The sequence below is a fragment of the Mesorhizobium sp. M1423 genome, from assembly GCF_040317575.1.
In the GTDB taxonomy this organism is placed as follows: domain Bacteria; phylum Pseudomonadota; class Alphaproteobacteria; order Rhizobiales; family Rhizobiaceae; genus Mesorhizobium.
The window spans coordinates 53,498-71,931 of record NZ_JAMYKU010000025.1 but is presented as its reverse complement, the minus strand read 5'-3'; the positions used below and the strand labels follow the sequence as shown (position 1 = coordinate 71,931).

At 62.8% G+C, this 18,434-nt stretch carries 21 protein-coding genes; 11 read left to right on the top strand and 10 right to left on the bottom strand.

Going from position 1 to position 18,434, the window contains the following annotated elements; all coding sequences use genetic code 11:
- Positions 1–20: 20 nt before the first annotated feature.
- On the top strand, positions 21–1,016 hold the full coding sequence (locus tag NKG95_RS26310) for an aldo/keto reductase (protein WP_353042924.1): 996 nt from the start codon (positions 21–23) through the stop codon (positions 1,014–1,016).
- 267 nt (positions 1,017–1,283) lie between these two features.
- Here NKG95_RS26310 and NKG95_RS26305 read toward each other — a convergent pair whose 3' ends face one another.
- The 7 genes from NKG95_RS26305 to infC all read right to left on the bottom strand — a co-directional run bounded on the left by NKG95_RS26305 (position 1,284) and on the right by infC (position 7,934).
- Positions 1,284–1,886, bottom strand: coding sequence for a nucleotidyltransferase family protein (locus NKG95_RS26305; protein WP_352484467.1), 603 nt, complete (start codon positions 1,884–1,886; stop codon positions 1,284–1,286).
- Positions 1,887–1,925: 39 nt separating this feature from the next.
- A complete protein-coding gene (gene pheT, locus NKG95_RS26300) occupies positions 1,926–4,334 on the bottom strand; it encodes a phenylalanine--tRNA ligase subunit beta (protein WP_353042923.1) in 2,409 nt (802 codons plus the stop codon).
- A gap of 106 nt (positions 4,335–4,440) precedes the next feature.
- Entirely contained in the window at positions 4,441–5,526 is a 1,086-nt protein-coding gene (pheS, locus tag NKG95_RS26295; protein ID WP_352847692.1) for a phenylalanine--tRNA ligase subunit alpha, read from the bottom strand.
- A 96-nt stretch (positions 5,527–5,622) separates the two neighbouring features.
- Positions 5,623–6,024 (bottom strand): 50S ribosomal protein L20, encoded by a 402-nt coding sequence (rplT, locus tag NKG95_RS26290; protein ID WP_006201247.1) that lies wholly within the window; start codon positions 6,022–6,024, stop codon positions 5,623–5,625.
- Positions 6,025–6,170: 146 nt separating this feature from the next.
- On the bottom strand, positions 6,171–6,374 hold the full coding sequence (gene rpmI / locus NKG95_RS26285) for a 50S ribosomal protein L35 (RefSeq protein WP_006201248.1): 204 nt from the start codon (positions 6,372–6,374) through the stop codon (positions 6,171–6,173).
- Between the two features lie 179 nt (positions 6,375–6,553).
- Positions 6,554–7,195 carry a methyltransferase family protein gene (locus NKG95_RS26280; protein WP_353022950.1) on the bottom strand — a complete coding sequence of 214 codons (642 nt, stop codon included), beginning with the start codon at positions 7,193–7,195 and terminating at the stop codon, positions 6,554–6,556.
- A gap of 202 nt (positions 7,196–7,397) precedes the next feature.
- Positions 7,398–7,934, bottom strand: coding sequence for a translation initiation factor IF-3 (gene infC / locus NKG95_RS26275; RefSeq protein ID WP_023677573.1), 537 nt, complete (start codon positions 7,932–7,934; stop codon positions 7,398–7,400).
- A gap of 214 nt (positions 7,935–8,148) precedes the next feature.
- Here infC and NKG95_RS26270 point away from each other — a divergent pair, with 214 nt between their 5' ends.
- From NKG95_RS26270 to NKG95_RS26255, 4 genes are all read left to right on the top strand, one after another.
- Complete coding sequence (locus NKG95_RS26270; RefSeq protein WP_353042922.1) at positions 8,149–8,919, top strand: alpha/beta hydrolase; 771 nt, start codon at positions 8,149–8,151, stop codon at positions 8,917–8,919.
- Positions 8,920–8,923: 4 nt separating this feature from the next.
- Entirely contained in the window at positions 8,924–10,066 is a 1,143-nt protein-coding gene (locus NKG95_RS26265) for a benzoate/H(+) symporter BenE family transporter (RefSeq protein WP_352847690.1), read from the top strand.
- A gap of 116 nt (positions 10,067–10,182) precedes the next feature.
- Complete coding sequence (locus NKG95_RS26260) at positions 10,183–10,659, top strand: DUF2852 domain-containing protein (RefSeq protein ID WP_352495238.1); 477 nt, start codon at positions 10,183–10,185, stop codon at positions 10,657–10,659.
- Positions 10,660–10,757: 98 nt separating this feature from the next.
- On the top strand, positions 10,758–11,516 hold the full coding sequence (locus NKG95_RS26255) for a M48 family metallopeptidase (RefSeq protein ID WP_352847687.1): 759 nt from the start codon (positions 10,758–10,760) through the stop codon (positions 11,514–11,516).
- A gap of 9 nt (positions 11,517–11,525) precedes the next feature.
- Here the strand turns inward: NKG95_RS26255 and NKG95_RS26250 are convergent, their stop codons facing one another.
- On the bottom strand, positions 11,526–11,744 hold the full coding sequence (locus tag NKG95_RS26250; RefSeq protein WP_023718294.1) for a hypothetical protein: 219 nt from the start codon (positions 11,742–11,744) through the stop codon (positions 11,526–11,528).
- 167 nt (positions 11,745–11,911) lie between these two features.
- Here NKG95_RS26250 and NKG95_RS26245 point away from each other — a divergent pair, with 167 nt between their 5' ends.
- The 6 genes from NKG95_RS26245 to NKG95_RS26220 all read left to right on the top strand — a co-directional run bounded on the left by NKG95_RS26245 (position 11,912) and on the right by NKG95_RS26220 (position 17,589).
- Positions 11,912–12,571: a phosphoribosylanthranilate isomerase gene (locus tag NKG95_RS26245; RefSeq protein ID WP_023718293.1), complete on the top strand. Its 660-nt coding sequence runs from the start codon at positions 11,912–11,914 to the stop codon at positions 12,569–12,571.
- A 33-nt stretch (positions 12,572–12,604) separates the two neighbouring features.
- On the top strand, positions 12,605–13,855 hold the full coding sequence (gene trpB / locus NKG95_RS26240; protein ID WP_353042921.1) for a tryptophan synthase subunit beta: 1,251 nt from the start codon (positions 12,605–12,607) through the stop codon (positions 13,853–13,855).
- Positions 13,856–13,857: 2 nt separating this feature from the next.
- Positions 13,858–14,697, top strand: coding sequence for a tryptophan synthase subunit alpha (gene trpA / locus NKG95_RS26235; protein WP_352484473.1), 840 nt, complete (start codon positions 13,858–13,860; stop codon positions 14,695–14,697).
- A 95-nt stretch (positions 14,698–14,792) separates the two neighbouring features.
- Positions 14,793–15,719: an acetyl-CoA carboxylase, carboxyltransferase subunit beta gene (accD, locus tag NKG95_RS26230; RefSeq protein WP_023718290.1), complete on the top strand. Its 927-nt coding sequence runs from the start codon at positions 14,793–14,795 to the stop codon at positions 15,717–15,719.
- A 62-nt stretch (positions 15,720–15,781) separates the two neighbouring features.
- The gene (locus NKG95_RS26225) at positions 15,782–17,107 is read left to right on the top strand and encodes a bifunctional folylpolyglutamate synthase/dihydrofolate synthase (protein ID WP_352847680.1); all 1,326 of its coding nucleotides are present in this window, start codon (positions 15,782–15,784) and stop codon (positions 17,105–17,107) included.
- Positions 17,108–17,169: 62 nt separating this feature from the next.
- Positions 17,170–17,589 carry a VOC family protein gene (locus NKG95_RS26220; protein WP_353005974.1) on the top strand — a complete coding sequence of 140 codons (420 nt, stop codon included), beginning with the start codon at positions 17,170–17,172 and terminating at the stop codon, positions 17,587–17,589.
- A 46-nt stretch (positions 17,590–17,635) separates the two neighbouring features.
- On the opposite strand, the gene NKG95_RS26215 is transcribed toward NKG95_RS26220, so the two are convergent.
- Together NKG95_RS26215 and trxA are read right to left on the bottom strand one after the other, a co-directional pair.
- Positions 17,636–17,917 (bottom strand): cupin domain-containing protein, encoded by a 282-nt coding sequence (locus NKG95_RS26215; RefSeq protein WP_023718287.1) that lies wholly within the window; start codon positions 17,915–17,917, stop codon positions 17,636–17,638.
- 132 nt (positions 17,918–18,049) lie between these two features.
- A complete protein-coding gene (gene trxA, locus NKG95_RS26210) occupies positions 18,050–18,373 on the bottom strand; it encodes a thioredoxin (protein ID WP_023677558.1) in 324 nt (107 codons plus the stop codon).
- Between the last annotated feature and the right edge of the window lie 61 nt (positions 18,374–18,434).

Below are 18,434 nucleotides of genomic sequence, written 5' to 3'. Positions count from 1 at the left end.
TCACAACAAGGAGATACGTGATGCAAACCCGCAAGCTCGGCAATGAACTTGACGTCTACCCGGTCGGCCTCGGCTGCATGGGGATGAGCTTTGCCTATGGTGGCCAGCCGGAGGCGGACGCGATCGCCACGCTGCGCCACGCTGTCGACATCGGCGTCAATTTCTTCGACACGGCCGAAGTCTATGGCCCCTACGAGAACGAAATCCTGGTTGGCAAGGCGCTGAAGCCGGTGCGTGACAAGGTGACGATTGCGACGAAATTCGGCTTCAAGATCCTGGAAGAAGGCAGCGGCATGGAGCGCATGGCCGGCGTCGACAGCCGCCCGGAACACGTCAAGGCGGTTGCCGAAGCGTCGTTGAAGCGGCTGGATACCGAGGTCATCGACCTCTATTACCAGCACCGCGTCGACCCCAAAGTGCCGATCGAGGATACGGTCGGCGCCATGGCCGAGCTGGTGCGCGAGGGCAAGGTGCGGGCGCTCGGCCTGTCGGAGGCGAGTGCGGCGACCATCCGCCGGGCGCATGCGGTGCATCCGATCGCCGCGGTGCAGAGCGAATATTCGCTGTGGAGCCGCGATCCGGAGGAAGAGGTGTTTGCCGTCTGTCGCGAGCTCGGCATCGGCTTTGTCCCCTATAGCCCGCTCGGCCGCGGCCTGCTCACCGGCACGATTGCCAAGCCCGATGTTCTCGGCGCCGACGACTGGCGCCGCGGGTTGCCGCGCTTCCAGGCCGACGCCATGGCGGCCAATGCGGTGGTCATCGCGGTGCTGGAAAAGATTGCTGCCGAGAAGGGCGTAACGCCGGCGCAGCTGGCGCTCGCCTGGGTGCTGCATCAGGGCGACTTCATTGTGCCGATCCCGGGTGCGCGAAAAATCCGCCATCTGGAGCAGAATACGGCGGCAGCGGATATCGTGCTGAGCCAGGCCGAGGTGGCATCCATTGGCGATGCGCTGTCGCCGGAGAAGGTGGTCGGTAAGCGCTATACCGAGGAGCTGCTGGCGCTGGTCAACGGTTGAACGGCGATCGACGGCGTAATCGAAACGGGGCGTTTCGGCGTCCCGTTTTCGGTCGCACCGCAATGCAAATAATTGCGAGATATTGGCGCGAGGCACCCCCCTCTGTCCTGCCGGACATCTCCCCCTCAAGGGGGGAGATTGGATGTCACTTCGACTTTCGCCAATCGCCAACGTTGAAAGAGGGGTAGGGCGGCGAAGCTGCCGATCTCCCCCTTTGAGGGGAAGATGCCCGGCAGGACAGAGGGGGTGCTGTCCCGCCGACATTTCCTACCAAGGCACGACACTGATCTCCGGCCAGTTCTCCCTCGCACGCGCGCCCTTCATCTCGTGCGTCTGCTGATTATCCAGTGCACGGTTCGGGGTAACGCGAAACGAGAAGATGTCGTCGAGCCCGAACGGCGCCACGAGCGCGAGTTGCCCATCGGTGCCGAATCTAACGCCGACCGCATGGGTTTTCGAAGCGAAATAGGACAGCGCCTCGGCGGACGACGACAGTCTGGGATAGGAACCGCCAAAGCGCGCCTCAAACCACAGATGCACCCGCGCCTGGTTGCGCACTTCGACCGGCAGCGTCAGTCCTTCGAACTGCTTCGCCGCCCGGCGGATGACCGTGTCCTCGGCCTCGTAAGACAGATCGCTCTCATCGAAATAGAACAGATCGACATCACGAATGCCATATCCCGAAGGCTTCGCCGTCAGATGATTCCAGACGCTGTTGTAAAGCGCGCCGGACACGACCAGCCAGTCGGGGAGGTCGAGCGCCCGTACCCGCGACAGCGTCTCGCCGACCAGCGGATCGGCCGAGACGATATCGAGAAAGGCTGCACGCTGTTCCTCGAAGGGCAGCCCTGAATAGCGCAAATGGTTCATCGCCCTTTGGAGGGCGATTCGCCATGCGTCCGCAATCCCTCAGCCGCGCAGCACGCCGCCGGTCTGTTTGCCGACATTCTCGACGATGCGCTTGGCCAGCGCCTCGAAATCCTCGTCGGTCAGCGTCTTTTCGACCGGCTGGATCGAAACTTCGATGGCGATCGACTTCTTCGCCGCGCCGAGCGCTGCACCCTCGAAAACATCGAACACCGAGACGCCGGAAATCAGCTTCCGGTCTGCGGCAAGGGCGGCGCGAACGAGTGTGCCGGCTTCGACCGCCTTGTCGACGACGAAGGCGAAATCGCGCTTGACCGCCTGGAAGGCGGACAGATCGAGCCTCGGCTTTGTCCGCGTCGGCTTGGCCTTCGGCTCGGGCACGGCATCGATGAACACCTCAAACCCGCAAAGCGGACCGGAGACGTCAAGCCCCTCCAGCGTCTTCGGGTGGAACTCGCCGAACGTGCCAAGGATTACCTTCGGCCCGAGCTTGATCGTGCCGGAGCGGCCGGGGTGATACCAGGCCGGGCTGCCGGCCTCGATCTGCAGCCGCTCGACCGGCGCGCCGCAGGCTTCGAGTGCTGCGATCGCATCGGCTTTGGCGTCGAAGACGCCGACGGCGCCGGCGTTGCCGGCCCAATGACGGCCGGAGCCCTCGAGCTTGGCGGTGCCGCGCCGAACGCCGGCGGCAACACGCCGCTGCTGGTCGGCGCCGTCGCCCTCGTAAGTGCCCGACACTTCGAACAGCGCGACATCGCCGATGCCCTTGTCGGCGTTGCGCTGCGCGGCTGCGATCAGGCCCGGCAGCAGCGACGGCCGCATGTCCGACATATCGGCGGCGATCGGGTTGGCAAGCTTCAACGCCTGCTGGCCGCCGCCGAACAATTCGGCGTGTTTTGCCGGAATGAACGACCAGGTGACGGCCTCCATCATGCCGCGCACGGCAAGTGCCCGCTTGGCGGCGCGGGTGCGGATCTGCAGCACAGTCAGGATCTTGGCGTTGACCGCGTCATGGGAACCGAGCGGCTGCGGCGCGATATTGTCGACGCCGTGGATGCGCATGACCTCCTCGACCAGGTCGGCCTTGCCGTCGATATCCGGCCGCCAGGACGGGACCGCCACATTGACGACATCGCCCGTGCCCTCCGGCCTGAAGCCGAGGCGGGCTAGAATGTCGAGGCTTGTCGAGCGCGGCACTTCGATGCCGGTCAGCCGCTTCACTTCCGACAAGGGGAACGAGACGATCTTCGGCTGATGGCCGGCATAGCCGACGACTTCGGTTTGCGCCGGCGTGCCACCGCAGAAATCGAGCACCAGCTTCGTCGCCAGCTCCACGCCGGGAATCATCATTTCCGGGTCGACGCCACGCTCGAAGCGGTAGCGTGCATCGGTGATGATGCCGAGCGTGCGGCCGGTGCGGGCGGTGGTGATCGGATCCCAAAGCGCCGACTCGATCAGCACGTCGGTGGTGTTCTCGTCGCAGCCGGAATGCTCACCGCCCATGATGCCGGCGATCGATTCGATGCCGTCCTGGTCGGCGATGACGCACATCTCCGGCGTCAGCGTGTATTGGCGGCCGTCGAGCGCCAGCACCTTTTCGCCGTCGCGTGCCCGGCGCACGGTGAGGTTGCCGGTGACCTTCGCAGCGTCGAACACATGCAGCGGCCGGCCGCGATCGAAGGTGACGTAATTGGTGATGTCGACGAGCGCGCTGATCGGCCTCAAGCCGATGGCGAGAAGCCTTTGCTGCAACCATTTCGGCGACGGTCCGTTCTTGACGCCGCGCACCAGGCGCAGCGCAAAGCCGGGACAGAGCTCCGGCGCTTCGATCGTCACCTTGACCGGCGTCTCGCCCTTGCCGGGGATCGGCTCTATCGGCGCGCTCTTCAGCGTGCCGAGCCCGCTTGCCGCCAAATCGCGGGCGATGCCATGGACGCTGGTGGCATCCGGCCGGTTCGGCGTCAGATTGATCTCGATCAGCGGATCATCGAGATGGGCATAGGCGGCGAAACTGGTGCCGACCGGCGCATCGGCCGGCAGGTCGATGATGCCGTCATGCTCCTCGGACAGTTCGAGCTCGCGCTCGGAGCACATCATGCCGTGGCTTTCGACGCCGCGGATCTTGCCGACGGCCAGCGTCACGTCGATGCCGGGAATATAGGTGCCGGGTGCTGCAAAGGCGCCGATCAGGCCGGCGCGGGCGTTCGGCGCTCCACACACGACCTGCACTGGCGCCCTGTCGTCGCCGGTGTCGACGGTCAGCACGCGAAGCCGGTCGGCGTCGGGATGCTGGACCGCCGCCAGCACCTTGGCGATGACGAAGGGGGCCAGGCTCGCCCGGTCGTCGACATGCTCGACCTCGAGGCCGATCGAGGTGAGACGTTCGACGATTTCCGCCAGCGAGGCATCGGTCTCGAGGTGATCCTTGAGCCAGGAGAGGGTGAGTTTCATGACTGTGTTCCGTCTGGTCTGGGCACGCTGCACTTGAAGCTATGCGGCCGCGCGTCGGACATGTGCAGGAAGGCGACCTGCCCGCGGATTTGCTGCGGCCCGATTGTCACGCGCTTAGCCCGCCAAACAGCGTCGGCATGTCGAGCGGCCTAAAACCGTAATGCGACAGCCAGCGCACATCCGCGTCGAAGAAGGCGCGCAAGTCGGGCATGCCGTATTTCAGCATGGCGATGCGGTCGATGCCCATGCCCCAGGCAAAGCCCTGGTATTCGTCGGGATCGAGCCCGCCGTAACGGAGCACATTGGGGTGGACCATGCCGCAGCCGAGGATCTCCATCCAATCTGAGCCTTCGCCGAAGCGCACCTCGCCCGGCCGCGAACGGTCGCACTGGATGTCGACCTCGAGGCTGGGCTCGGTGAAGGGGAAGAAGGACGGCCGGAAGCGCATCTTGACGCTCGGCACCTCGAAGAAGGCCTTACAGAACTCCTCCAGTACCCACTTCATGTTGGCGACGTTGGCCGATTTGTCGATCACCAGCCCCTCGACCTGATGGAACATCGGTGAGTGGGTGGCATCGGAATCCTGCCGGTAGGTCTTGCCAGGAATGACAATGCGGATTGGCGGCTTCTGCATCTCCATGGTGCGGATCTGCACCGGCGAGGTGTGGGTGCGCAAAAGCTTGCGTTCGCCCTGCTCGTCCGGCTGGAAGAAGAAGGTGTCGTGCATCTCGCGCGCCGGGTGGCCTTCCGGGAAGTTCAGCGAGGTGAAATTGTAATAGTCGGTCTCGATGTCGGGACCTTCGGCGATGGCAAAGCCGAGATCGCCGAAGATGGCCGCGATCTCGTCGATAACCTGGCTGATCGGATGGATGCGGCCGCGCTCGGCCGGCGATTGTCGCACCGGCAAGGTGACGTCGACCTTCTCGGCGGCAAGCCGTGCCGTGATCGCCACATCTTTCAGCTCGGCGCGACGGGCCGAAAGCGCCTCAGTGACGCGGTTCTTGAGGCCGTTGATTGCCGGACCTTTGACCTGGCGCTCCTCGGCGCTCATCGAGCCGAGTGTCTTCAGTATCTCGGAGACCGAACCCTTCTTGCCGAGGGCAGAGACGCGCACCGCCTCGATTGCCTGCTCGTCGGCGGCAGAGGCGATCTCGGCCATCAGGGAATTTTCGAGAGTTTCCATGTCACTCATGTTCCAGACCCGATTGGAAGCAAAGAAAAACCCGCGCCAGCCCTGCCAGCGCGGGTTTCCCAAATCAAGTGTCGAATAGCTTGGGAAGCGCTGGTCTTAAGCGACAGCGCTTTCAAAAGCGTTCGGCGTGGTGTTCTTCAGGTATTCGAGCGCGACCTTGGCCTTGGCCACGAGTGCGGCAAAAGCCTGCGGCTCGTGGATGGCCATGTCCGACAGGATCTTGCGATCGATCTCGATGCCGGCCTTGTTGAGACCGTCGATGAAACGGCCATAGGTCAAGCCATGCTCATGCGTCGCCGCATTGATGCGCTGGATCCACAGCGCGCGGAACGAACGCTTGCGATTCTTGCGGTCGCGATAGGCGTACTGCAGCGACTTTTCCACCGCCTGCTTGGCGATGCGAATGGTGTTCTTGCGGCGGCCGTAAAAACCCTTGGCGGCTTTCAGGACCTTCTTGTGCTTGGCGTGCGAGGTGACGCCTCTCTTTACGCGTGCCATGTCATGATCTCCTTAAAAGCAATTCCAGGAAAAGTGCCTAGCGGTTTTCCGTTCGGAATTGCGTAAACAAATGCGTGTCCAGACCGAATGCCCTTATTTGGCGCATGATGTTTTCCAAAAAGTCTGCAACTTTTTGGCATCATGCCCTAGAGGCCGTTCGGCAGAAAATTCTTGATGACCTTCTTGCCATCCGGTTCAGCCAGAACCATCGTGCCGCGGGCATTTCGAATGAACTTGTTGGAACGCTTGATCATGCCGTGACGCTTGCCGGCCGCAGCCGACAGAACTTTACCCGTACCTGTGATCTTGAACCGCTTCTTGGCGGCCGATTTGGTCTTCATCTTGGGCATTTTGCTACTCCGTTTATATGCGCACCAATGCGCTTTTTGTTCGCTTCAGGCCGACCAAAGCCCGAAAAGCAAATGAAACCGCCACGGCATGCCCTGCCGGGCGGTTTTTTTTGGAACGCGGTCATATACGTCAAAGCGAGGGCGCGCGCAACACCCAGCGCTCAGCAACCTTGTAGTGCTCAGGGGAAACGGAACAGCACCGGTAATATGCCCGACTGCTGGGCGCCGTCGATCAGTTCGAAAGCCGGCAAGGCAAGGAGGAACACCAGCCCGTCCAGTAACGTGGTTCGCAGCAGGCGCGGCTTGAAGCTGCCGGTGTCGCCTTCCTGATACAGTGACAGTTTCGGGAAGAAGCGCGGCACTTTCGCCAGATAGGCCTGGTATGGCGCGCCGAGAACCTCCTTGAGGAATTTCTCCTCGCGCAGGATAACGATGTAAAAGGCACCCGCGCAGAGCGCTCCAAAGCCGATCGTGGCCGCGATGGAGCCGATCTGTGCGCCGACACCAGCGGCAGCTAAAGTGGAGAAAAGGTAGAGTGGGTTGCGCGTGATCGAATAGGGTCCGCCGGTCACCACTTCGGAGGATTTGCGTCCGCCGATGTAAAGCGTCGACCACAAGCGCCCGACGATGCCGAGAAAGATCAGCACGACGCCGACCATTTCGATCGTTTCATGCACTGGCGTATCGGGAGGGAAAACCGACTGGCCGAACAGCAGCGCCGCGAACATCACCACGATGAGAACGGCAAGTACCATCCTGCGCATATGCTGGTAGCTGCCAAGCCCGTGCTTAACTTGCGCGTATCTGACTTCATTGACCATGTCGGGAATCCGATCGTCGAGGGAACCAGAGCGTCGTTGCTCTCGCCGGCGATCGCAGCGTCTGGCCAAGAAAACAGGCGCCCCGCCGATCGCCGGGACGCCTTGCAACATGATTCAGGCGGATTTAATGCATGTCGCCCAAAAGTGCGCAGCGGTTTTGGGACAACGACATGCACAAAACAGAACTAAAGCGCAACGCGCTTTAGCGGGGCGCCAGCACCATCATCATCTGGCGGCCTTCGAGCTTCGGTTCGGCTTCGACCTTGGCGATGGGCGCCACTTCCTCGCGAACCTTATTCAGAAGCTGCATGCCGAGTTCCATGTGCGCCATCTCGCGACCGCGGAAGCGCAATGTCAGCTTGACCTTATCGCCTTCCTCGAAAAAGCGCCGGACGGCCTTCATCTTGGTCTCATAGTCGTGGCTGTCGATGTTCGGGCGCATCTTGATCTCCTTGATCTCGATGACCTTCTGGTTCTTGCGCGCCTCGGCCGCCTTCTTCTGGTTGGCGTATTTCAGCTTCCCGAGATCGAGGATCTTTACGACGGGCGGCACTGCATTGGGCGATATCTCGACCAGATCGAGCCCAGCCTCTTCGGCGAGCAGCAATGCGTCGTTGATGGAGACATCGCCCCGGTTCTGGCCTTCGGCGTCGATTAGCTGGACCCGGGGAACCCGGATATCACGGTTGGAGCGCGGGCCTTCCTTGGTCGGCGCCGCTGCTTTGAAAGGTCTGCGAATGGTCGTGGTCTCCTTGAGCCGTTTCGTTAAGGGGTTCTTCAGTTCAGAATTGCGAACGCGCAATGTGGTGAGCGCGCGGTCGGAGTCAATAGCACAGCATTCTCAGGAAATCACCTGCTCGATGAATGCTCCTCTGCACCAAGCGAAGAAAGTAACAGAGCACTTTTCGTTGAACCCCCGCTTGTGCCAAAAGACCGGCGCGAGGGAATACACCATGAGCACCACCACCCCGATCTTCCTAGACGTCGACGGGACGAGCATCGCCGTCAGGCATGCGGCAGGTGCCGAGCCCGGCATCGTCTGGCTTGGCGGCTACAAATCCGACATGCTGGGCACCAAGGCCGAAACCCTGTCGGAATGGACGCGCAAAGAAGGCCGGGCCTTCCTGCGCCACGATTATTCCGGCCATGGCGAATCGGGTGGCGCCTTTGCCGACGGCACCATCTCGAAATGGCTGGGCGAGAGCCTGGCGGTTTTCCGCCGCTTCACCCAGGGCAGGCAAATCCTGGTTGGTTCGTCGATGGGCGCGTGGATCGCGCTGCGCATGGTGCAGGAATTGCGTAAGGCGGGCGAGAACAGCGTCGCCGGCCTTGTGTTGCTGGCCCCGGCGCCCGATTTCACGTTCGAACTGGTGGAGCCGGTGCTGACTGGGGCGCAGAAGCGCGACCTCAGGAAAAAGGGTTTCTTCGAAGAGCCGTCGGACTATTCCGTCGAACCGTACATCTACACCCGCGCACTGATCGAGGACGGCCGCAGCAACCGGGTGATGACCGGGCCGATCGACACGCACTGCCCGGTCCACATCTTGCAAGGCCTGGCCGATCCCGACGTGCCGTCGAGCCATGCGCTGAAGCTGGTCGGCCTGTTGCCGGCCGACGACGTCACGCTGTCGCTCATTCCGGACGGCGACCACCGCCTGTCGCGGCCTCAGGATCTCGACATGCTGGTGCGGGCGGTGGACGCGATGGTGCGGCAGGCGGGATAGAAACATGCGCATTTCCATTCCGGTGTCCGCCTTTGTGGCGGCGATCGTCGGCTTCGGCGGTACGCTGGCCATCGTCATTGCCGCCGCCAAGGCGGTCGGCGCAACGCAGGTCGAGACCGCAAGCTGGGTGACGGCACTCTGCCTGGCGATGGCCATCGAGAGCCTGTGGCTGTCCTGGCGCACGAAAATGCCGGTCATCACCGCATGGTCGACGCCGGGCGTCGCGCTGATCGCCGCATCGACCGGCTTTTCGATGGGCGAGGCGGTTGGCGCCTTCATCGTCACCGGGGTCCTGCTGGTCGCCACCGGCCTGTTCGGGCCATTGACCAAGCTGATCGCCAGAATACCGGCTTCGGTCGCGTCCGGAATGCTGGCCGGCATCGTCGTAACCTTCGCCATCAATGCGGTGAAGGCCGTGCCCGTCGACCCCTGGCTGATCCTGCCGCTGGTTGCGGTCTTCTTCGTCATCCGCCTGTTCAACCCGGCGCTGTCGGTGCTGTTGGTGCTGATCGGCGGCGGTCTCGCGGCCTTTCTTACCGACCGGGTCGGCGGTCTGCCGGCACCGGAACTCTCGAGCTTGACGCTGGTAATGCCGCAGTTCACCGCCGCTTCGATCATCGGCCTGGCATTGCCGCTCTATCTAGTCACCATGGCCTCGCAGAACCTATCCGGCCTCGCCGTGCTGAGGGCAGCCGGCTATCATCCCGAACCCGGGCCGCTGATCGGCGTCACCGGCCTGTTTTCGCTGCTGACGGCGCCGTTCGGCGCCTCGACGACCAATCTTGCGGCGATCTCGGCGGCGATCTGCACCGGACCCGACGTGCATCCCGATCCGGCCGAGCGCTGGAAGACCGGCCCGTTCTATGCGCTGGCCTATCTTGTCTTTGCCCTGTTCGGCGCCTCGCTGGTGGCGATCTTCGCCGTATTGCCGCAGAGCCTGATCGCGCTGGTCGCCGGCCTGGCGCTGATGGCACCGCTCGCCAATGCGCTGTCGATCGCCTTGAAAGACGAGGACGAGCGGATGGCCGCTACCGTCACCTTCGCCGTCACCGCATCAGGGCTGACGCTGTTCGGCGTCGGTGCGGCGTTCTGGGGCCTGATCGCCGGATTGGTCGTGCTTTTCCTTGAAATGCTCAAAAAGCGATAATCATTTCAGCCGCTTGTCCGGTTTTGGCGGTTGCTGTCTTGAATCGCCGTTTTCTCCATCCCATTTCGATTCCACGCAGCCGGATTTGGCTGTCTCCAACTGAAGGATTGGGAGAAATGAACACATCTGCATTGATCCGTCCGGCCTGGACGCCGGCGACCATCGCGCTGATGGTGATCGGGTTCATGGTGTTCTGGCCGCTCGGCTTCGCCATGCTCGCCTACATCATCTGGGGCGACCGGCTCGACGGCTTCAAGCGTGACGTCAACCGCGCCACCGACGGCATCTTCGCCGGCTGCCGCCGCGGTTCCGACAAGGCCGCGCGCTGGGGCCATGGCTCCGCCCGCACCGGCAACGTCGCTTTCGACGACTGGCGCGAAAAGGAACTCGAGCGGCTTGCCGAGGAACGCCGCAAGCTCGACGAGATGCTGAGCGAGTTCGACGAATATGCCCGCGAATTGCGCCGCGCCAAGGACCAGGAAGAGTTCGATCGTTTCATGGCCAACCGCAACAAGTCGACGTCTCCCACGACCGGGTCGACGACGAACAACAAAACCACCGGCAAGTCCACGCCAGGCCTGCTCGACGAGTAAGGGTCCCGTGCCCAGATAGATAATCCAACGGCGTCGCGTCAGCGGCGCCGTTTCTTTTTTGTTCTAGTCGTTTCCCTCGAATCACGTATCGTCCCGGAATGTCCTTCGGCTTCTTTCGCACCCCGACGAAACCCAAGCCCACGCCCGTCGTGGAGCGCGAGCATTGCGTTGCCGGCCGCACGCTGCCACTCAAGATCGTCGAGAACGACAGGGCGCGGCGCCTGACGCTGCGCATCGATTCCGGCGGCCGCGGCCTGCGCATCACCGTGCCGCCGGGGCTGCGGCGCGGCGAGGTGGAAAAATTCCTCGACCGTCATCAGGACTGGCTGGAGCAAAGGCTGGCCAAGGTGCCCAACCGGCCGCAGGTGCGGCCCGGCATCAAGATACCGGTGCGCGGTGTGTCGCATCGCATCGTCCATGAACCGTCGAAACGCGGTACAGTCACGCTGTCGCGCGACGAGCGCGGTCCGCTGATGATCGTGCATGGTGAGCGCCTGCATCTGCCGCGCCGCATCGCCGATTTCCTCAAGCGCGAAGCCAAGCGCGAGATCGAGGCGCTGGTGACCAAGCACAGTGCTGCGGTCGGCAAGCGCGCCAAGGCGATCCGCTTCAAGGATACGTCGAGCCGCTGGGGGTCCTGCACGTCGGACGGCAATCTGTCGTTTTCCTGGCGCATCATGATGGCGCCGCGGCCGGTGATAAACTACCTCGTGGCGCACGAGGTGGCGCATCTCAAGGAGATGAACCACGGCCCGAAATTCTGGAAATTATGCGAGCAGCTGTGCCCGGACACCGAGCGCTGCAAGGATTGGCTCAAGCGCAATGGCGGCGCGCTGCAGGCGATCACGTTCGAGTAGTTGTCCGATTCAATCGTCGTTGGCGGCGTTCAACTCCTCCGGCCGCAATCCCTCGTCGACATGGCGCGGCCAGGGCAGGAAATCCTTCTCGAAGCCATCGTTGCTGAAATAAGCCAGCGCCCGATGCGCCTCCGCGCCGTTGAAGGCTGCCTTGTCCATCAAATGAGCGATGACCTCATGGGCCTGCGCCAGCTTTTGCCTGAGTTCCGCGACGGTCTTTTCCGGCATGGTCTTTGTTCTCCCGCCTTTGTGCCTGAGCAAGGTAGCGCGTTGCGCTCTTATATTAGCAAGGTGGCGCGTTCCGCACTTACATTAGCAAGGTAGCGCGTTCCGCGCCGGCGGCAAACAGGATGCTTTTTCTCGACTCTTTGGTCGTTTCGTGCCAATCCCGCGCCATGGCGCTGGACATCAAGATATGCGGATTGAAGACTGACAAGGCACTGGCCGCGGCATTGGCCGGCGGCGCCAGCCATGTCGGCTTCAATTTCTTTGCCAAAAGCCCGCGCTATGTCGAGCCGGTGGAAGCCGGCCGCCTGCGCGAAGCGGCGCGCGGCAAGACCAAGGCGGTTGCGGTGACGGTCGACGCCAGCGACGCGTTCCTGGACGAGATCGTCGAAAAAATGCAGCCCGACATGCTGCAGCTTCACGGCGCCGAAACGCCCGACCGGGTGGCTGAGGTGAAGGCGCGCTACGGCTTGCCGGTGATGAAGGCCTTGCCGGTCAGCGAGGCTGCCGATCTCGAGCGGGTTAAACCCTTCGTCGGCATTGCCGACCGTTTCCTGTTCGATGCCAAGCCGCCTAAGGGTTCGGAACTGCCGGGCGGCAACGGTCTTGCCTTCGACTGGCGCATTCTGGCCGGCCTTGACGCCGGCGTCGATTACATGCTTTCCGGTGGGCTCAATGCCGGCAATATCGGCGACGCCCTTCGGCTGGCGAACCCGCCCGGAATAGATCTTTCCTCGGGCGTGGAAAGCGCGCCGGGGGTCAAGGAACCGGCGCTGATCGAACAATTTTTCCGGGCCGTCGGGGCAGCACGCGACAACCGCGCCGCCTGACCACGCTTCAAACCACAGACCAGGAGATCGGCGATGGATCAGCCGGCGATACCGAATTCCTTCCGCACCGGCCCCGACGAGCAGGGCATGTTCGGCATTTTTGGCGGTCGTTTCGTTGCCGAAACGCTGATGCCGCTGATCCTTGAGCTGGAGCGGCACTGGAACGAGGTCAAGAACGATCCGGACTTCAAGGCCGAACTGACCGATCTCTCGACGCATTACGCCGGGCGGCCGTCGAAGCTCTATTTCGCCGAAGGCTTGACCAGGCATCTTCGCGAGGTTTCCGCAGCGAAGGGCCTCGGGGGCGGCGCAAAGGTCTATTTCAAGCGCGAGGATCTGAACCACACCGGCTCGCACAAGATCAACAACTGCCTCGGCCAGATCCTGCTCGCCAAGCGCATGGGCAAGACGAGGATCATCGCCGAGACCGGAGCCGGCCAGCATGGCGTCGCTTCCGCTACAGTGGCGGCGCGCTTTGGGCTTCCCTGTATCGTCTATATGGGCGCGACCGATGTCGCCCGGCAAAGCCCCAACGTCTTTCGCATGAAGCTTCTGGGCGCGGAAGTGCGGCCGGTGACCGCCGGCCACGGCACGCTGAAGGACGCCATGAACGAGGCGTTGCGCGACTGGGTGACCAATGTCGAGGACACCTATTACCTGATCGGCACCGCCGCCGGCCCCCACCCCTATCCAGAGCTGGTGCGCGACTTCCAATCGGTGATCGGCACCGAGGCGCGCGCCCAGATCCTCGAGCAGGAAGGCCGGCTGCCGGACACCATCATCGCTTGTGTCGGCGGCGGTTCCAACGCCATCGGCCTGTTCCATCCCTTCCTCGACGACAAAGAGGTTCGCATCATCGGCGTCGAAGCCGGCGGCCGCGGCCTCGATGGCATCGAGCATTGCGCTTCGATGAGTGCCGGCGCGCCCGGCGTGCTGCATGGCAACCGTACCTACCTCCTGCAGAACGCCGACGGCCAGATCATGGACGGCCACTCGATCTCGGCCGGGCTCGACTATCCCGGCGTCGGGCCGGAGCACTCGTGGCTGCGCGATTCCGGCCGCGTCGACTATGTGCCGATCCTCGACGACGAGGCGCTCGAGGCGTTTCAGCTGACGACGCGCGTCGAGGGCATCATTCCGGCGCTGGAATCCGCCCACGCTATCGCGCAGGCGGTGAAGATCGTGCCTGATATGGACAAGGACCAGATCGTCATCGTCAATCTGTCCGGCCGCGGCGACAAGGACGTGCATACGGTGGCCAATATGCTGGGCATGGAGATCTGATCATGACCACCCGTATCGACCGCCGCATGGCGAAGCTGAAGGCCGAAGGCCGACCGGCACTCGTCACCTATTTCATGGGCGGCGACCCCGACTACGACACGTCGCTGTCGATCATGAAGGCGCTGCCTGGCGCCGGCAGCGACATCATCGAGCTCGGCATGCCGTTTTCTGATCCAATGGCCGACGGCCCGGCGATCCAGGCGGCCGGCCTGCGGGCGCTGAAGGGCGGCCAGACACTGGTCAAGACGCTGAAGATGGCCTCGGAATTCCGCGCCGGCGACAATGAAACGCCGATTGTCTTGATGGGCTACTACAATCCGATCTACATCTACGGCGTCAAGCGCTTCCTGAGCGACGCGCTGGCCAGCGGCATAGACGGGCTGATCGTCGTCGACCTGCCACCGGAGATGGACGAGGAGCTTTGCATCCCGGCACTCAAGGCCGGCATCAACTTCATCCGGCTGGCGACCCCGACCACCGACGACAAGCGCCTGCGCAAGGTGCTGCAGAACACGTCGGGCTTCGTCTACTATGTCTCGATGACCGGCATTACCGGCTCGGCGCTGGCCGACACCGGCAAGGTGGCGGCAGCGGTCAAGCGCATCAAGAGCCATACCGACCTGCCCGTCTGCGTCGGCTTCGGCGTCAAGACCGCCGAGCAGGCGCGCACCATCGGTGCCTCGGCCGACGGCGTCGTCGTCGGCACGGCGATCGTCAATGCGGTCGCCAACGTGCTCGGGCCGAAGGGCGAAAAGACCGCCGATCCGGCAGAAGCTGTCGCCACGCTGGTCAGCGGACTGTCGCAAGGGGTTCGCGCGGCTCGCCTTGCTGCCGCCGAATAGTCTTGATCATCTGGTTGACCATGATCTTTGCCGAAAACCGGTTTCCACTTTTCGGGATCATGGTCTAACTCTTCGTAAGGACAGGAGCCGAAGCGATGAACTGGATCACCAATTACGTCCGCCCGAAGATCAATTCGATGCTCGGCCGCCGCACCGACATGCCGGAAAACCTGTGGATCAAGGATCCCGAGACCGGCGAAATGGTGTTCCACAAGGATCTGGAGCAGAACCAGTTCGTCATCCCGTCCTCCGGCCACCATATGAAGATATCGGCCAAGGAACGGCTGAAGTTCTTCCTCGACGACGGCAAATACGAAACGCTGGAAAACCCCAAGGTGGTGCAGGATCCACTCAAGTTCCGCGACGAGAAGCGCTATGTAGACCGGCTGAAGGATGCCAAGGCCAAGACCGGCATGGAAGACGCCATCATCAATGCGCTGGGTACCGTCGAAGGCCTGCCGGTGGTGGTGACGGTGCAGGATTTTGCCTTCATGGGCGGCTCGCTCGGCATGGCGGCCGGTGACGCCATCGTGCATGGCTTTGAGGTCGCCCTGCAGCGCAAGCGGCCGCTGATCCTGTTTGCGGCCTCCGGCGGCGCCCGTATGCAGGAAGGCATCCTGTCGCTGATGCAGTTGCCGCGGACCACGGTCGGCGTCGACAGACTGAAGGAGGCCGGCCTTCCCTACATCGTCGTCCTGACCAACCCGACGACCGGCGGCGTCACCGCCTCCTACGCCATGCTGGGTGACGTGCACATTGCGGAGCCCGGCGCCCTGATCGGCTTTGCCGGCCCGCGCGTCATCGAGCAGACCATCAGGGAAAAGCTGCCCGACGGCTTCCAGCGCGCCGAATATCTGATGGAACACGGCATGGTCGACATGGTGGTGTCACGGCTGGAGATGCGCCAGACGATTGCGCGGCTGCTGAGAATGCTGCTCAAGCTGCCGGAAGAGCAAAAATCGCAGGAGCCGGAAATCCTGCCGCCGTCGGTGATCCCGGTCGAGGCCAGGCCGCAAGCCTGACACGACATCATGCGGCGCGGGCGGCTGTTGTGTGCCGTTGTGCGCACGCTTAGGATTCCTTCATGACCACGCTTGCCGCCGACCGCGAAATCGAAAGCCTGATGGCGCTTCACCCGAAGGGCTTCGACCTTTCGCTTGACCGCATTTCGCGGCTACTCGAGCGCCTCGGCAACCCGCAGGACCAGCTGCCGCCGGTCATCCACATCGCCGGCACCAACGGCAAGGGCTCCTGTGCCGCCTTTTCACGGGCGCTGCTCGAAGCCGCCGGCTACCGCGTCCATGTCCACACATCGCCACATCTGGTGAACTGGCATGAGCGCTACCGACTGGCCGCCGATGGCGGCGGCAGGCTGGTGGACGACAAGGTCTTCGCCGAAGCCATCGCCCGCGTCGCCAAGGCCAATCAAGGCCAGAAGATCACCGTGTTCGAAATCCTCACCGCAGTCACCTTCGTGCTGTTTTCCGAATATCCGGCCGATGCCGTCATCCTCGAGGTCGGCCTTGGCGGCCGATTCGACGCCACCAATGTCATCGCCGAGCCGGCCGTGTCGGTGATCATGCCGGTCTCGCTCGACCACGAAGCCTATCTCGGCGACCGCGTTGAACTGATCGCCGCCGAAAAGGCCGGCATCATCAAGCGTGGATGCCCGGTCGTCATCGGCGCGCAGGAAAGCGAGACGGCGCAGCAGGTGCTCATCGAAACCGCCGAACGGCTCGACTGCCCCGCCTTCGTCTATGGCCAGGATTTCCTTGCCTATGAGGAAAACGGGCGCATGGTCTATCAGGACGAAGACGGATTGATGGACCTGCCGCCGCCGCGCCTGCCGGGGCGCCATCAATTCGCCAATGCGGCAGCGGCGATCGCAGCGGTCAAGGCGGCGGGCTTCGAGATCAGCCACCGCGCCGCCGAGAAGGCGATGACGAATGTCGCCTGGCCGGGCCGCATGCAAAAGCTGCCTCAGGGCCGGCTGAGCGAACTGGCGCCGAAGGGCGCCGACATCTGGCTCGACGGCGGCCACAATCCCGGCGCTGGCGTGGTCGTCGCCGAGGCGCTGGCCGAGCAAGAGGACAAGAACCCGCGGCCGCTGTTCCTGATCTCGGGCATGATCAACACCAAGGACCAAAGCGGCTATTTCCGTGCCTTCAAAGGGCTGGTGCGGCACGTTTACACCGTGCCGGTGAGCACGAGCGACGCGGGCGTGCCGAACGACGAACTGGCGACGCGCGCCATCGAGGCCGGCCTGTCGGCCGAACCCGTCAGTTCCGTCGCCAATGCGCTGATGCTGCTGCGCGACACGTGGGACGGACCGTCGCCGCGAATCCTGATCGGCGGATCGCTTTACCTGGCCGGTGCGGTATTGGCCGAAAACGGCACACCGCCGGTTTGAGGCGTGCCTCCACCCGGGCCATGATGACGCCACACTTATCAGATCACCGCGAGGAGCCAATCATGATCAAGGTAAAGCAGCTCGCTCACGTTTGCATTTTCGCGAATGACCTAGAGAAGACGCGAAGCTTCTATCGGGACGTCCTCGGCATGGATACGCAGTTCAATTTCCTGCGCGACGGCAAGATTTTCGGCTTCTATCTCAATTGCGGCAGCCGTAGCCATGTCGAGGTGTTCCAGAAAGACGGCGCGAGCTATAGCGACTTGAACCAGATCAACCACTTCTGCCTCGAAGTGGAAAACATCGACGCCGCGATCGCCCACCTGAGGTCAAAGGGGGTTGATGTCACCTCAAAGAAACGCGCGTGCGATGACACCTACCAGGCTTGGATCCGCGACCCCAACGGCGTGAAGATCGAACTGTTCGAATACACTGAGAAAAGCGCACAATTCGTCGGCGGCGATCGTATCGCGGATTGGTGATCGCGCGTCGCCGGACAATGTGGCGGCGCAGCCGATGCTTGGTGGATTACTTCAGCTCGACCTCGATAAAGGCGAATTCGCCGTCGTTCGCGCTGATGACGTCATGTTCGACGCCCTCGTTGCGGAAATACGGCGCGCCCTTCTTCATTTCGGCGAAGGATTCGCCATCCTTGGTCAGGAGCTTCACCTTGCCGTCGGTCAACGGCACGATCACATAGTCGTGGCCATGGCGGTGCCAGCCGGTGTTGTCGCCCGGGGCGAAGCGGTATTCGGTGACGATGACGCGCTCATTGTCGATGAAGACGGTGGCCTTGGCGGATCCGGTCATATCGCTTCTCCTTTGTATTCAGAAGAGAAGAATACGGGCGGCAAGCCGCGAGTGCCAGAGCGGCCCACCAATGACGCCAGCAAAAAGAAAGCCCGGCGCGAGGCCGGGCTTTTCTGCAAAATCTTGGTCGGATCAGGCGAGACTGCCGTTGATCCAGTGCGACAATGCCGTCTTCGGCGCAGCACCAACCTTCATGTCGGCGACTTCGCCGCCCTTGAAGATCATCAGTGTCGGGATCGAGCGTACGCCGAACTGCGCAGCCAGCTCAGGATTCTCGTCGATGTTGAGCTTGGCGATCTTTATCTTGCTACCGAGTTCGATGGCGATATCCTCGAGCGCCGGGGCGATCATCTTGCACGGGCCGCACCATTCCGCCCAGAAATCGACCACGACCGGCTCCTTGGCGTTGAGCACGTCGGCCTGGAAATTGCTCTTGTCGACCTTGACGGTGGCCATGCTGAGATCCTTTCGATTTGTTCGTCGCACCAAATGTGGTGGTGATCGCGTCCGTCTTCAA